Source organism: Streptomyces sp. NPDC101181, from assembly GCF_044767975.1.
Taxonomy (GTDB): domain Bacteria; phylum Actinomycetota; class Actinomycetes; order Streptomycetales; family Streptomycetaceae; genus Streptomyces.
Genome location: NZ_JBIWOX010000002.1, coordinates 589,338 through 603,006, shown reverse-complemented (window position 1 = coordinate 603,006; position 13,669 = coordinate 589,338). Strand labels below are relative to the sequence as shown.

At 73.9% G+C, this 13,669-nt stretch carries 12 protein-coding genes; 3 read left to right on the top strand and 9 right to left on the bottom strand.

Annotated features, from left to right (window positions below; all coding sequences use genetic code 11):
- Position 1: 1 nt before the first annotated feature.
- On the bottom strand, positions 2 to 697 hold the full coding sequence (locus ACIRRU_RS06430) for a LuxR C-terminal-related transcriptional regulator (RefSeq protein WP_403676807.1): 696 nt from the start codon (positions 695 to 697) through the stop codon (positions 2 to 4).
- Entirely contained in the window at positions 694 to 1,980 is a 1,287-nt protein-coding gene (locus tag ACIRRU_RS06425) for a PspC domain-containing protein (RefSeq protein WP_403676803.1), read from the bottom strand. The genes ACIRRU_RS06430 and ACIRRU_RS06425 overlap by 4 nt, the downstream gene beginning before the upstream one ends.
- Positions 1,981 to 2,276: 296 nt before the next feature.
- Here ACIRRU_RS06425 and ACIRRU_RS06420 point away from each other — a divergent pair, with 296 nt between their 5' ends.
- The gene (locus tag ACIRRU_RS06420; protein ID WP_403676801.1) at positions 2,277 to 3,602 is read left to right on the top strand and encodes a PspC domain-containing protein; all 1,326 of its coding nucleotides are present in this window, start codon (positions 2,277 to 2,279) and stop codon (positions 3,600 to 3,602) included.
- A complete protein-coding gene (locus ACIRRU_RS06415) occupies positions 3,589 to 3,852 on the top strand; it encodes a hypothetical protein (RefSeq protein ID WP_363200574.1) in 264 nt (87 codons plus the stop codon). Before ACIRRU_RS06420 ends, ACIRRU_RS06415 begins: the two co-directional genes overlap by 14 nt.
- Here the strand turns inward: ACIRRU_RS06415 and ACIRRU_RS06410 are convergent.
- The 5 genes from ACIRRU_RS06410 to guaA form a co-directional block, all read right to left on the bottom strand.
- Positions 3,759 to 4,271 (bottom strand): DoxX family protein, encoded by a 513-nt coding sequence (locus tag ACIRRU_RS06410; protein ID WP_363200573.1) that lies wholly within the window; start codon positions 4,269 to 4,271, stop codon positions 3,759 to 3,761. The two genes, ACIRRU_RS06415 and ACIRRU_RS06410, sit on opposite strands and share 94 nt — an antisense overlap.
- 161 nt (positions 4,272 to 4,432) lie before the next feature.
- The gene (locus ACIRRU_RS06405) at positions 4,433 to 5,701 is read right to left on the bottom strand and encodes a hypothetical protein (protein ID WP_403676797.1); all 1,269 of its coding nucleotides are present in this window, start codon (positions 5,699 to 5,701) and stop codon (positions 4,433 to 4,435) included.
- Positions 5,702 to 5,814: 113 nt separating this feature from the next.
- Positions 5,815 to 6,600 (bottom strand): class II aldolase/adducin family protein, encoded by a 786-nt coding sequence (locus ACIRRU_RS06400; protein ID WP_403676794.1) that lies wholly within the window; start codon positions 6,598 to 6,600, stop codon positions 5,815 to 5,817.
- A 102-nt stretch (positions 6,601 to 6,702) separates the two neighbouring features.
- A complete protein-coding gene (locus tag ACIRRU_RS06395) occupies positions 6,703 to 6,981 on the bottom strand; it encodes a hypothetical protein (protein ID WP_403676791.1) in 279 nt (92 codons plus the stop codon).
- Positions 6,982 to 7,099: 118 nt separating this feature from the next.
- The gene (guaA, locus tag ACIRRU_RS06390) at positions 7,100 to 8,686 is read right to left on the bottom strand and encodes a glutamine-hydrolyzing GMP synthase (RefSeq protein WP_363200571.1); all 1,587 of its coding nucleotides are present in this window, start codon (positions 8,684 to 8,686) and stop codon (positions 7,100 to 7,102) included.
- 341 nt (positions 8,687 to 9,027) lie between these two features.
- On the opposite strand from guaA, the gene ACIRRU_RS06385 reads away from it, so the two are divergent.
- Positions 9,028 to 9,348 (top strand): chorismate mutase, encoded by a 321-nt coding sequence (locus tag ACIRRU_RS06385; protein WP_403676787.1) that lies wholly within the window; start codon positions 9,028 to 9,030, stop codon positions 9,346 to 9,348.
- Positions 9,349 to 9,873: 525 nt separating this feature from the next.
- Here the strand turns inward: ACIRRU_RS06385 and ACIRRU_RS06380 are convergent.
- Positions 9,874 to 11,664 (bottom strand): peptidase, encoded by a 1,791-nt coding sequence (locus ACIRRU_RS06380; RefSeq protein WP_403676784.1) that lies wholly within the window; start codon positions 11,662 to 11,664, stop codon positions 9,874 to 9,876.
- 117 nt (positions 11,665 to 11,781) lie between these two features.
- Positions 11,782 to 13,659, bottom strand: coding sequence for a GMC oxidoreductase (locus tag ACIRRU_RS06375; RefSeq protein WP_403676782.1), 1,878 nt, complete (start codon positions 13,657 to 13,659; stop codon positions 11,782 to 11,784).
- Between the last annotated feature and the right edge of the window lie 10 nt (positions 13,660 to 13,669).

The window sequence follows — 13,669 nt, the reverse complement described above, 5'->3', positions numbered from 1 at the left end:
GTCAGACCAGGCGGCGGGCCGTGGCCCAGCGGGTCAGCTCGTGCCGGTTGGAGAGCTGGAGCTTGCGCAGCACCGCCGAGACGTGCGACTCGACCGTCTTGACCGAGATGAACAGCTGCTTGGCGATCTCCTTGTAGGCGTAGCCCCGGGCGATCAGCCGCAGCACCTCGCGCTCGCGCTGGGTGAGACGGTCCAGGTCCTCGTCGACCGGCGGGGCGTCCGTGGAGGCGAAGGCGTCCAGGACGAACCCGGCCAGGCGGGGCGAGAAGACCGCGTCGCCCTCCTGGACCCGGAAGATGGAGTCGACCAGGTCGGTGCCGGTGATGGTCTTCGTGACGTAGCCGCGCGCGCCGCCCCGGATGACCCCGATGACGTCCTCGGCGGCGTCCGACACGGACAGCGCGAGGAAGCGGACCGGGTCCTCGGCGGCGCCCATCAGCGGGGCGCACCGGCGCAGCACCTCGACGCCGCCGCCGCCCGGGAGGTGGACGTCGAGGAGGACGACCTCGGGGCGGGTCGCGGTGATGACGGTGACCGCCTGGTCGACGTCGGCGGCCTCGCCGACCACCTCGACGCCGGTCTGCTCGGTGCGGCCGATCTCGGCCTGCACGCCCGTGCGGAACATCCGGTGGTCGTCGACGAGCACGACCCGTACCCGTCGCTCCGGGCCCCCGGTGGCTTCGGTGTTCTCGGTCATTCGCCCGCCCTCTCCATCTCCAGCTCGACCTCGGTGCCCCCGCCGGGCACCGGACGCAGCCGAGCGGTGCCGCCGTTGCGCTGCATCCGGCCGATGATTGATTCTCGTACGCCCATCCGGTCGCCGGGAACCTCGTCCAGGTCGAACCCGGGGCCCCGGTCCCGTACGGACACGAAGACCGTGCGGCCCTCGACCTCGGCGAAGACCTGCACCGCCCCGCCCTCGCCACCGTACTTGGCGGCGTTGACCATCGCCTCGCGCGCGGCCTGCATCTGCGCGGCCAGCTTCTCGTCGAGCGGGCAGTCGCCGACGACCACGACCTCCAGCGGCACGCCGTGCTGGTCCTCGACCTCGGCGGCGGACCGCTTCACCGCCTCGGCGAGGGTCTCCGGCTCGTCGTCCTCGTCCTTGCCGGTGCCCTCGGGGTTGTAGAGCCAGTTGCGCAGCTCGCGCTCCTGGGCGCGGGCCAGGCGTCTGACCTCGCCGCCGTCGTCGGCGTTGCGCTGGATCAGGGTGAGGGTGTGCAGCACCGAGTCGTGCACGTGGGCGGCGACCTCGGCCCGCTCCTGGGCGCGGATGCGCATCAGACGCTCCTCGGAGAGGTCCTGGGTCATCCGCACGAGGTAGGGGCCCGCGAGCAGGAAGATGCCGGTCAGGACGGCGATGGCGGCGGTCAGCACGTTGCCCAGCTGGGCGGCCGAGCCGCGCACGACGAGGAAGACGGCGAGGCCGAGACCGACCAGGGCGACTCCGGCGAGGGTCCGGGCGAGGTGGAGCAGCCCGCGGTTGCGGCCGACCTCCATCCAGCGGGCCCGGCGGGCGTTGTCCGCCTGCCGCCAGACCAGCACGGAGCCCGCGCCGATCATGAGGGTGGGCCAGATGTAGCGGCCGGTCTCGCCGCCCATGTCGACGTTGACGAAGTAGGCGACGGCCCCGACCGCGAGGGCGACCAGGGCGAAGACCTGCCCCCGGTCCGGCTTGCGGAGCCTGCGGCGGCCCTCCGCGACGGTCTCGAACACCGAACGGGCGGGCTCGACGCCCCCGACGCCGAGCGGGACGACGATCCAGAACACCGCGTAGAGCAGGGCCCCGAGCCCGTCGGTGAGGAACAGCCCGAGGAAGACGAGCCGCACCCAGACGACCGGCAGCCCCAGATGGCCGGCCAGTCCGCGCGCGACGCCGCCGAGCAGCCGTCCGTCGGCGCTGCGGTAGAGCTTGCGCAGCGGCGCCTCGTCCGGGTCGGCGGCGAGGGAGCTGGCGGCTCGGGCGGTGGCGGCTGGCATACCCCGATCGTCACACGCGCGGCCGCCGGGCGGCATCAGGGTCAGCCCCCGAAGTGACCCTGATGCTGTCCCCCCTGCCGTGGGTGGTGGTGACGCCCCTCCCCGACGGTCCGGCCCGCACGCGTCGGGGCGTGCGGCCCTTCGCGTCTGCCTCGGTGCCCCGGCGCGCCCGGTTCCGCATACGCGGCCGGGGTGCCGCCGCCGGGTGCCCTTCAGGGCCGTACGCGGGCAATATCAGGGACCGTCCAGGGTCGGGGCGGGTCCCGGCGGGCGGTCCGGACCGTCACCATGGAGGCATGACCGCTCCCTCGGACGCCGCTCCCGGCGTCGCGCCCCCCGACGCGCCGAAGCCCCAGCTGCGGCGCACCCCCCGGCAGAAGGTCGTCGCCGGGGTGTGCGGCGGGCTGGGCCGGTACTGCGACGTGGACCCGGTGATCTTCCGGATCGTGGTCGGTGTGCTGTCGGTGACCGGGGGCGTCGGGCTGATCTTCTACGGCTTCGCCTGGCTGCTGCTGCCCGCCGAGGGCGAGGAGGAGAACGAGGCGCGCAAGCTGCTGTCGGGGCGGGTCGACGGGGCGTCGCTGGTGGCGCTGCTGCTGGCGCTGATCGGCTGCGGGCTGTTCCTGTCGATGCTGCACAACCGGGGGATGCTGGCGTTCGCCGCGCTGCTGGCGGTGGCCGTGGTCGGGTTCTCCGTATGGACGCAGTCCCGCAGGCCGGAGGACCCGGCGGCCCCGCCCGGCGCTCCGGCCGCCCCGCCCGGCCCCGCGCACACCGGCGGGCTCGGCGCGCCCCCGCCGGAGGTGAAGGCCCCGCCGGCACCGGGCGGCCCGTCGTGGTGGCGGGACCCGATCGTCAAGGACGGCACGACCGGGCCGGTGGGCTCCGGGTATCTGTGGGGCCCGGCGGACACGGACGCGGCGGCGGCACGGGCCGGGCGGCCCAGCGCGGACGCCCCGTTCCGGTCGCCGCGCCCGCCCGCGCCGTCCGGCCCGCGCTCGGTCGGCGGCCCGGTCCTCCTGGCCGCGCTGGTGGCGGCGGGGCTGGGCACGGGGCTGAGCTGGGATCAGCAGCCGCTGGGCACCGCCCTCCAGATCGGGCTGGTCGCCGCGCTCGCCGTGTTCGGGCTCGGTCTGCTGGTCGCCTCGGTGCTGGGCCGCACCGGTGTCGGCACGGTGTTCATGGCGATGGTCACGGCGGGCCTGCTGGCGGGCGCGGCGGCGCTGCCGAAGGACATCGACACCTCCTGGGCGCGCCAGAAGTGGCGGCCCGCCTCGGTGACCGCCGTCGAGCCGCGCTACGCACTGCGCACCGGCGAGGCCCGGCTGGACCTGTCCGGGCTGGAGGTGCCGAAGGGCGGGACGGTGCGCACGGGGCTGGACGTGGCGGCGGGCCGGGCGCTCGTCGTCGTGCCGGAGAACGCGACGGTGAAGGTGCGCGCCGAGGCGGGTCTCGGGGAGATCCGGCTGGAGGAGGGACGGCGGGTGCAGGTCCGGATCAACAACGACGAGACGCGGGAGCGTACGCTGCCGCCGCCCGGGGGCTCGAAGCCCGCCGGGGTGATCGAGCTGGTGGTGGAAGTGGGCATCGGACAGGTGGAGGTCACCCGTGCTGCGTCATGAGTTCCGGCCGGGGCGGGCGGTGGCGGGCCTGGTGATGCTGGGTCTGGCCGCCGGGTACGCGGCGGACGCCGCCGGGGCGTGGGAGGTCCCCTGGACGTTCGTCCTCCCGCTGTTCCTCGGCGGGCTGGGGCTGGCCGCGACGGTGACCTGGGCGGCCTACCTGATCCGGCGGCGGCGCTCGGTGAGGAAGGCGTCGGCGGAGAACATCGGGGCCCCCGCGAGCAGCAGCGGCAGCCACGCCACCAGATAGGGCAGGTCGTTGCCGTAGTAGTAGGGGGTGGCCTGCCAGCTCACGGTCAGCCACAGGCTGAGCGAGATCAGCGCCCCGCCCAGCGCCGCGAGCCGGGCCCAGAGCCCGACGAGGGTGCCGAGGCCCACGAGGAGTTCACCGATCGCGATGGCGTAGCCGAAGCCCTCGGGGCTCTTGAGCGCCAGGTCGACGAGGGCGGGGATCGCGGAGGAGTCGCGCACCCCGCGCATCATCTCGCCGATGGACCCGGCGCCGTCGGCGGCGAGGAAGCCGCTGTCGGTGAGCTTGTCCAGGCCCGCGTAGACGAAGGTGACGCCGAGGAAGAGCCGCAGCGGCAGCAGGGCGAGGAGCCCCGCCCGCTCTCTCAGCGTCCCGCGCTCGCCCAGCCCGTTCGAACCGTTGTCGCCGTAACCGTTCATCACCGCTGCCCGCCTCCCGACGTCCCGTCACTGGGACCATACGTACGCCTTCGGGGCGCCGCTCACCAGGGTGGGGACGTGATCGGCCGGAGAAATGCGCGGCGGCCCGTGCCGCTCACCCCTTTCCGAGGCGGCCGGTCAGTCCGTTTCCGGGGCGCCGGTCAGTCCGTGACGTCGATCGGGCAGCGGTTGGTCTCCACCCCGGCGGCGGTGACGACCTGGACGTCGACGGCGCCCGGCTCGACCTCGACCGGGACGGGCACGGTGAGGACGGTGTCGGTCGGGTTGGCGAAGCCCCCGGCGACCGGGATCAGCGGGACGTGGACATGGACCGTCCCGATCCGCACGACGAGCCGCGCCAGCCGGTCGGGGGCGCCCGCGCCCGGCGGTACGAAGCCCGCGCCCCGGATCTCGATGTCGTCACCGGTACGGATCGCGCCGTCCAGGTCCCCCGCCTCCCGGGCCCGCACCACCGACAGCACCACCGGGCGGCCGCCCTCGGCGTACTTCCCGGCGAAGTAGGTCGCCGCCGAGACCGCCACCAGCAGCGCGAGCCCCCACGGCAGGTCGGGCAGCTGCTCGGGGCGGCGGGCCAGGCGGACCGCCGCGAACAGCACGGCGACGGCGCTGACCAGCACGTACTGCACATCGGTGAACGACCCGCGCCCGGCGTCGTCGGTGAGCAGGTCGGCTGCGCGCGGCCGGTCCGCGCGCAGCTTCTGGAGCCGCTGGCCCAGCACCCGTACGGTCACCACGCGGCGCACCACGACGGCCACCGCGCACACCAGCGCCAGCACGCTCACCACCCCGGCGGAGCGCACGAGGTCGAGGCCCTCGATCAGCGCGTCCCGGTCGGCCGGGTCGGAGGCCCCCGCCAGTTGCAGGGCGAGGACGAGGACGGCGAACACGGCGAGCAGCACCCAGGAGGCGGCGACCGTGCGGGAGGTGGAGAGCCGGTTGTCCTCGCCGATCAGCGGGGCGAGGAGGCCGCCGCGGGCCCGGTGGAAGCGGGCGGCGACGGTGAGCAGCGCGGCGGTGGCGAGGGCGGCGAGCAGTGCGGCGGTGCGGGCGGTCGACCAGCCGGCCCCGATCGCGGTGGCGCAGGTTCCCAGGAGCAGGGCCCCGGCCGCACCCCAGACGGTGAACAGCGTGGACCGCCACACCCGGTGGAGCCAGGCGTCCCCGGCCGCCCTGGCCGTCTCCGCGACGGTCCTGGCGGAGCCGGTCAGCTCGTCGGAGACCCACTGCCGGGACGCGGACGCGGACTGGGCGACCCCGGCGGGCAGCCCCTTCCCGGCGGCGAGTTCGTCGCGCCGGGCGAGGAAGGCCGCCACCGCGCGCCGGTGTCCCTCGCGTGCCCCGTGCGGGCAGTCCCCGCAGGTGCAGCCGCCTCCGTGGCCGCCGCCCGTCCTCGCCTCGTCCAACGCCACGGAGGATTACGCCCTTTCCCGCCCCGGTCCAGCCAACTCACTTGTGATGTCAGCGAATTGTGCCGCACCAAGCGGGGGCGTGCCGCATCGGGGCGGCCGGCCGACGATGGGCGTCAGAATGTTCGACTGATCCGCTGCCACAGGGGCTGGTAGTTGATCCAGGCCACCAGGTCGCTGCCGAGGTGTTCGCGGGTGGTGACGGCGTCCCGGTGGGCGATGAGGACGGGCTTCCCGGCGGCCCGTGCCAGCAGCTGCACCTGGCAGGCGCGTTCCAGGGTCAGGAACCACCAGGCGGCCGCGTCCACGGAGTCCCCGACGGTCAGCAGCCCGTGGTTGCGCAGGATGATCGCCTTGTGCGGCCCGAGGGTCCCGGCGATCCGCCGCCCCTCCTCCTCGTCCACGACGACGCCCGTGTACGCGTCGAACAGCGCGTGGTCCTCGTAGAAGGCGCAGGATTCCTGGGTGATCGGTTCGACCGGCTCGCCGAGCGCGGCGAGCGCCCGGCCGTGCACGGAGTGGGTGTGCACGACGGCCACCGTGTCCGGCCGGGCCCGGTGCACCGCCGCGTGCACGGCGAACGCGGCCTGGTTGACGTGGAAACGGCCCCGCAGAACCTGCCCGTCGCCGTTGACGAGGATCAGGTCCCCCGGGGTGACGTCGGAGAAGGGCGCGCCGAACGGGTTGACCCAGAAGCAGTCCTCCAGCTCCGGATCGCGCACGGTGATGTGGCCGGACACCCCGTCCTCGTACCCGAGCTCCCCGAACAGCCGCAGCGCGCCCGCCAGCCGCTCCCTGCGGTACGCGCGTTCCTCGCCCGGCGAGGCGTGGACGGGCGGCATCGCGAACTGGAGCTGTTCGACGGGGATCGGAGCGGGGGCGGCGGGCACGGGCTCGGACATGGCGGCTCCTCACGTTCTCCGGGGCGTGGCTCTCCCAGGGCGTACGGGACCGGAAGTTACCGCCGGGTGGGACGGGTGAGAAGAGGGACGGCTCCGCGCGGTTCAGTCGGAGAGCGGAGTGCTCCAGCTGAGGCGGTCGTTCCCGGCGGCGGGTCCGGGACCGGCGGCGGGCAGGAGCGCGCGGACCTCCTCGGCGGACCTGCCCGGGGAGCCTGGCGCGGGCGGCGGGTCGGCGCCGGTGTCGGCCTCGGCCCGGTACACCAGCAGACCGGGCTCCGGGCGGTTGCCGGAGTCCAGCCTGATGGTCATCTCCCGGTCGACGTCCAGATCCGCAGGAACGTGCGCGAGAAGGGCCGATACGCCGGAGTCTCGTCTCTTCACTCAGCGTACCCATGAGATACGACGATGCCGCCGCCCGGACAAATGAGCGACGGCATCGGCGTTGACCCGGGGCTCCCCGGAGACCGTCGGCGTGTGGGCTCTCAGGGGGCGGGAGGGGTCACTCCCACTCGATCGTCCCCGGCGGCTTGCTCGTCACGTCGAGGACGACGCGGTTGACGTCGGCGACCTCGTTGGTGATGCGGGTGGAGATCTTCGCCAGCGTCTCGTACGGCAGGCGCGACCAGTCCGCCGTCATGGCGTCCTCGGAGGAGACCGGGCGCAGCACGACCGGGTGACCGTAGGTGCGGCCGTCACCCTGGACGCCGACCGAGCGGACACCGGCGAGGAGGACCACCGGGCACTGCCAGATGTCACGGTCCAGACCGGCCGCCGTCAGCTCCTCGCGGGCGATGGCGTCGGCCTCGCGGAGCAGGTCGAGGCGCTCCTTGGTGACCTCGCCGACGATGCGGATGCCGAGGCCGGGGCCGGGGAAGGGCTGGCGCTGGACGATCTCCTCGGGCAGGCCCAGCTCCTGGCCGACCATGCGGACCTCGTCCTTGAACAGCTGGCGCAGCGGCTCCACGAGCTGGAACTCGATGTCGTCGGGAAGGCCGCCCACGTTGTGGTGGGACTTGATGTTGGCGGTGCCGGTGCCGCCGCCGGACTCGACGACGTCCGGGTAGAGCGTGCCCTGGACGAGGAAGGCGACCTCGGGGCCCTCCTCCTGGAGGATCTCCAGCTGGGCCTGCTCGAAGACCCGGATGAACTCGCGGCCGATGATCTTCCGCTTCTGCTCCGGGTCCGAGACCCCGGCCAGGGCGTCGAGGAAGCGCTTCTCCGCGTCGACCACCTTCAGCTTCGCCCCGGTCGCGGCGACGAAGTCCTTCTCGACCTGCTCGGTCTCGCCCTTGCGCATCAGCCCGTGGTCGACGTACACGCAGGTCAGCTGGGAGCCGATGGCCTTCTGGACGAGGGCGGCCGCGACGGCGGAGTCGACGCCGCCGGAGAGACCGCAGATGGCGCGCTTGTCGCCGACCTGCTCGCGGATGAGGGCGACCTGCTCCTCGACCACGTTGGTGGTCGTCCAGTTCGGCTCGATGCCCGCGCCGCGGTAGAGGAAGTGCTCCAGGACCTGCTGGCCGTGGGTCGAGTGCATGACCTCCGGGTGGTACTGGACGCCGTAGAGCTTCTTCTCGTCGTTCTCGAAGGCCGCGACCGGGACCACGTCGGTGGAGGCGGTGACGGTGAAGCCCTCGGGGGCGGCGGAGCAGGCGTCGCCGTGCGACATCCACACCGGCTGCTCGGTGGGCGTGCCCTCGAAGAGCGTGGAGCCCGCCTTCGTGACGTGCAGCGGGGTACGGCCGTACTCGCGGGCCCCGTTGTCGTCGACCGTGCCGCCGAGCGCCGTCGCCATCAGCTGGAAGCCGTAGCACATGCCGAAGACCGGGACCCCGGCCTCGAACAGCGCCCGGTCCAGGGACGGCGCGCCCTGCGCGTACACCGACGAGGGGCCGCCGGAGAGGATGATCGCGCGCGGGTTCCTGGCCAGCATCTCGGCCACCGGCATGGTGGACGGGACGATCTCGCTGTAGACCCGGGCCTCGCGGACGCGGCGGGCGATGAGCTGGGCGTACTGCGCGCCGAAGTCGACAACCAGGACCACGTCGGCCGTGGTGTCGGGGGCGGCGGGGGGTGCTGCTGGCACGGGGCGGCCTTCCGGCGGTGATGAGGGGGTCGGTTCTGCCGATTCTACCGGCCGTACGGGTGCCCCCCGCCGGGCCGGGCGCCACCGGGAGCCGCCTCGGGGTCGTCTCACGATGCGGGCCGCGCTTTGGTGACCGCGCCGGGGCGGGGCCATACTGTCCCCCATGCGTCAGCACACGACCTTCGTCTTTACCTATGGCATCCGGCCCGCCGGCTGCCATGGTCGTGCTGCTTGAGCTACTGACGAGCAACGTTCCAGGCGCCCCGGGCCATACGGCCCGGGGCGTTCTGCGTATCCGGGCCCGCGGCCCCGGGGGCTACCACCCACCGGGAGTCACCAGCATGAACACCACCACCACCGCCCAGGCCACCACCGCCGAGGCCACCGCCGCCGAGCGCACCGGAGCCCGCACCGACGAGGCCGCCGCCCTGATCGGCGGCGCCCGGGAGCGCATCGACAGCCTCGACGACCGGATCATCGGCCTCGTCCAGGAACGGATGGCCGTCTCGGCGGTGATCCAGGAGGCCCGGATCACCTCGGGCGGCCGCCGGGTCAACCTCTCCCGGGAGACGGCCGTGCTCGGCCACTTCCGGGACGCGCTGGGCAAGCCGGGCACCGCGCTCGCGATGACGCTGCTGGAGCTGTGCCGCGGCCGGGTCTGAGCGCGCCGGGGCGACGGGGCAGCCGCGGGGCGGGACAGCGGGGAGACCGCAGGACGGCGGGGCGGGGCACCGCAGGACGGCGGCGGGGCGGGGCGTCGCGGTGGGAGGGAACGGTTCTCCGCCCGTCGGACACGGCCCGTATCTGCGTTCGGGACCCGTCTCACCCGTACGGCGCGTGACCGGCACGACGCCGCCTTCGTTGGTCCCGGTGTCCGTGCCAACCAGGGGCGGCGCCGGTAGGAAAACCACGCGTGGCTCCGCCGGGACGTGTGGCGCACCGCGAGGTGCGCCGTGGGACCACGAACCGGCTCATGTGACCGGTCCGCAGGGGACAGCGGCCCGGTCACCCCGATGCGGCCGACCCCGGGGACGCCCGGGTCGGCCGCATCGGAAGGTTTCCGAGCGGTCCGGACCGCTTCGGAACGTTTCAGGATGTGCCGGGCGGAGGCCGTTCCCCCCTCCGCCCGCTCCCCTCTTCCTCTGCCCCGGTCAGATCTCCTGTTCCGGTCAGGTTCCTCGTTCCGGTCAGACCGTCGGCCATGCGGCCCTTCGCCGTCCCGCGACGAACAGCACCAGGCCCGCCACCAGCGCCGCGACCGCCGCGCCCGAGGCGATGAGCGCCACAGAACCCGTCGCCGCGAGGCCGCCTCCGCCGGAGCCCCCGGCCGTGGCCGCCGGGCCCCCGCCGGAGGTGGCGGACGCGTCGGAGGCCGAAGGGCCCGGGGTCGCCGGAGCGCTCTCGTCCGGGTCCGGGGCCGACGGGGTGGACGGCTCGCCGGAGCCGCCGTCGGACCCGTCGGACGGGCCTCCGGAGCCGCCGCCCTCACCGTTCAGGACCAGCCACGCGGTGTTGTTGCCGGGCTCCGGGTCGAAGGGCAGCGCGGGGTCCACGAGCCAGGGGCTGCGGATGGTGACCTTGCCGGACGCGCCGATCCTGCTCTCGTCGACGCGCAGGCCGAAGGGCAGGTCCAGGCCGCCGCGGTCCTTCACGGTGGTGGAGGTGTTGCAGAAGTAGCGCGGCGCGGGGCTCTTCTGGTCCTCCCGGTGGCCGCCGCCCGCCGTCACCGCGCGGCAGCGGTCCGGCTTCGCGGTGACGGTCGTGCCCGGGGGGACGGTGAAGTCGAGGGTGGCGACGGTCTCGCCGGAGCGGATGTGGCCGACCCAGGCCGGGCCCTCGTTGCGGAAGCCGATGGTGGCCGTGACCGTGGAGCCCTCGGCTCCCGTCACCTCGTCCCCGTACGCGACGAAGTCGGCGGTGTTCTTCGTACGGAAGTCGGCCTCGTGCTGGTTGTCCCCCGGTTCCAGGTCCCCGCCCCCGGCGGCCGCGCGGCGCTTCCCGGCGGTCGTGGTGTCCGCCCGGTCCTTGGCCGGGACCGCCGTCAGCACACCGCCGGTGCCCCGCTCGAAGGGGGCGTCGGCGCGCAGGGCGGTGCGCTGGTCGGCGCTGTCCTCGTGGATGCGGTAGACGAAGAGGTCGTTGAGGGCCCGAGTGGTGGTCTCCAGGGTCAGCGGGGTCGCCAGGGTGTACGTCCCGCCCGGCTCGAAGGAGCCCGGGACGGAGCAGAGGGCGGTGGTCCAGCCGGTGCCCGGCATGCTCGCGTCCTCGGTGTACTCGCAGTTGGAGTAGCGCTGCGGGATATCGATGCCGCGGGAGTGGACCAGGCCGAGCAGGACGCCGTCGGCGGCCCGGGTGCCGCGATTGGTGAAGGTGACCGGGGCCTGCTGCCGGTCGCCCACCTTCGTCTCGGTGCGCAGCGGCAGTTCCTCCATGACCAGGTCGGGGCCGCCGACGGTGACGCGGGCGGTGAACGGGGTGAACGTCGCGCCCTCGGCCCGGCCGGTCACCTTGATGGTGCCGGTGTCGCCCTCCGCGCTGCCCTCGGCGGCGGTGAGCAGGAGTTCGCTGCTGCCCTGGAGGCCGGGCCGGATGTCCCGCTCCTCGCAGACCGCCTCGGCTCCGGTGACCTCGCAGTCCGCGTCGTCGGTTGAGACGTCGGCGACGCCCGCGACGCCGCTGAGGTCGAAGGTGAGGGTGTAGGCCCCTTCGTACCCTGCGTTCTCGTCGCCCCCGTCGCCCCCGTCGTTCTCGTGCGGGTTGTGCAGGGTGATGCCGAGCGTGGCGGGACGCGGCTCGCCGTCCTGCGGGGACGGGTGGGGGTGCAGGGCGGTGTCGGCGGGACCGCCGAGGGTGAACACCGGGGCGGCGGCCTGGACCGGGGCCGCCGCCCCGGTGAGCCCGGCCGCGGCGAGCAGGCCGGCGGCGGCGAAGGTGCCCGCCGCGCGGCGCAGTGCGGTTCTCGGGGACAAGCGTGGCATCGGGACCTCTGTACTCGGCGGGGAGCTGTGGCGCAGCGCAAGCTGTGTGGCTGCTGTGACAGTTGAGCCGGTACGGGTTCGACCGCGCAACCCCGCGGACCGCTGCCCGCGCGAGGATCACGGATGGGGTACGGGGGTGTTCCCGACCCCCTCGACGTCCGCCCCGGCCTCCGTGGTCCCCCTCGGCGGGACGACGGGGATGCCCAGGAAGGGCAGCCTCAGCGCCCCGAACGCCTCCTTCGGCACGGCGGGCGCGAACGGCTCGACGGGGGTGAGCCGTTCGTAGGCCCCGCCCTGTTCCGGGCGCGGGTCGGCCTCGCCCTTGTTGGGCCAGAAGGACATGGCGCGCTCGGCCTGGGCGGTGATGGTCAGCGAGGGGTTGACGCCGAGGTTGGCGGAGACCGCGGAGCCGTCGACGACGCTGATGCCGGGGTGGCCGTAGAGGCGGTGGTACGGGTCGATGACGCCCTCCTCGGCGTCGGCGCCGATCGGGCAGCCGCCGAGGAAGTGGGCGGTGAGCGGGGTGCCCATCAGCTCGCCCACGTTGGACCCGGCGAAGCCGTTGATCTCCTCGGCGAGCAGGTCGGCGCCGCGGGCGGCCTCCGGGATCTGGATCGGGTTGGGCGCGCCGTGGCCTTGGCGGGCGGTGAGCAGTCCCTTGCCGAGCCCGCCCGGTTTGCGGTACGTCGTCAGGGAGTTGTCGAGGGACTGCATGACGAGGCCGATGATGGTCCGTTCCGACCAGTGGTGGTTGGAGAACGAACGGGCCGCGATCGTCGGGTGCTTGACCATGTTGACGAGCCATCCGCGCACCCGGTGCGCTCCGTGGGGCACCTGGAATATCGACAGGGCGCCCATGGCGTTGGAGCCCTTGCCGTAGCGGACGGGCTCGATGTGGGTGTCGTCGTCCGGGTGGATGGAGGAGGTGATCGCGACGCCCTTGGTGAAGTCGGCCTTCGCGATGCCGTGCTTCCTGCGGTAGCGCCGGTCGCTGGTCTGGGCGCCCACCAGGGACTCGGAGTTGGTCCGGGTCAGCTCGCCGAGCCGCGCGGAGAGCCGGGGCAGCAGCCCCCGGTCCTTCATGGCGTGCAGCAGGCTCTGGGTGCCGTACGTGCCCGCCGCGACGACGACCTCGCGGGCGCGCAGCCGGGTGGGCCTGGCCCGGCGGCGGTCGGAGGGGACGGTGAGGACGCGGTAGCCGCCCTCGGGGTCCTCGGTGACCGCGACGACGGAGGTCATCGGGCGGATGACCGCTCCGGCCTTCTCGGCGAGGTGGAGGTAGTTCTCGTTGAGGGTGTTCTTCGCCCCGTGACGGCACCCGGTCATGCACTCGCCGCACTCGGTGCAGGCCTTGCGCGCGGGTCCGGCGCCGCCGAAGTACGGGTCGGGGACGGTGCCGCCCGGCTCGGCCTTCGCGGTGCCGTCGGCGTCCTTGCCGTCGCCGAAGAAGACACCGACCGGGGCCAGGTGGAAGGTGTCGCCGACGCCCATCGCCTCGGCGGCGGCCTTGAGGTGGACGTCGGAGGGGGTCATGGTCGGGTTGAGGCGGACCCCGAGCATCCGGCGGGCCTGGTCGTAGTACGGCTTCAGCTCGTCCTGCCAGTCGGTGATCGAGGCCCACTGGCGGTCCTCGAAGAACGGGGCGGGCGGCACGTACAGCGTGTTGGCGTAGTTGAGCGAGCCGCCGCCGACCCCGGCGCCCGCGAGCACCATGACGTTGCCGAGGAGGTGGACGCGCTGGATGCCGAAGAGTCCGAGCGCGGGGGCCCAGAGGTAGTTCTTCAGGTCCCAGGAGGTCTTGGGGAGCGTGCCGGGGGTGAAGCGGCGGCCGGCCTCCAGGACGCCGACGCGATAGCCCTTCTCGGTCAGCCGGAGCGCCGACACCGCGCCGCCGAAGCCCGAACCGACGATCACGACGTCGTAGTCGTAGGCGGCGTCGTCCTCGGCCGGGACGTGGCTCACGGACTGTTTCTGGGCAGGGCTGTCCTGGGACATGGCTCTCCTC

Excerpts from the sequence above, each read along its gene's own strand:
- ACIRRU_RS06430 (WP_403676807.1), bottom strand. The coding sequence starts at position 697 with ATGACCGAGAACACCGAAGCCACCGGGGGCCCGGAGCGACGGGTACGG.
- ACIRRU_RS06425 (WP_403676803.1), bottom strand. The coding sequence starts at position 1,980 with ATGCCAGCCGCCACCGCCCGAGCCGCCAGCTCCCTCGCCGCCGACCCG.
- ACIRRU_RS06420 (WP_403676801.1), top strand. The coding sequence starts at position 2,277 with ATGACCGCTCCCTCGGACGCCGCTCCCGGCGTCGCGCCCCCCGACGCG.
- ACIRRU_RS06410 (WP_363200573.1), bottom strand. The coding sequence starts at position 4,271 with ATGAACGGTTACGGCGACAACGGTTCGAACGGGCTGGGCGAGCGCGGG.
- ACIRRU_RS06400 (WP_403676794.1), bottom strand. The coding sequence starts at position 6,600 with ATGTCCGAGCCCGTGCCCGCCGCCCCCGCTCCGATCCCCGTCGAACAG.
- ACIRRU_RS06385 (WP_403676787.1), top strand. The coding sequence starts at position 9,028 with ATGAACACCACCACCACCGCCCAGGCCACCACCGCCGAGGCCACCGCC.
- ACIRRU_RS06380 (WP_403676784.1), bottom strand. The coding sequence starts at position 11,664 with ATGCCACGCTTGTCCCCGAGAACCGCACTGCGCCGCGCGGCGGGCACC.
- ACIRRU_RS06375 (WP_403676782.1), bottom strand. The coding sequence starts at position 13,659 with ATGTCCCAGGACAGCCCTGCCCAGAAACAGTCCGTGAGCCACGTCCCG.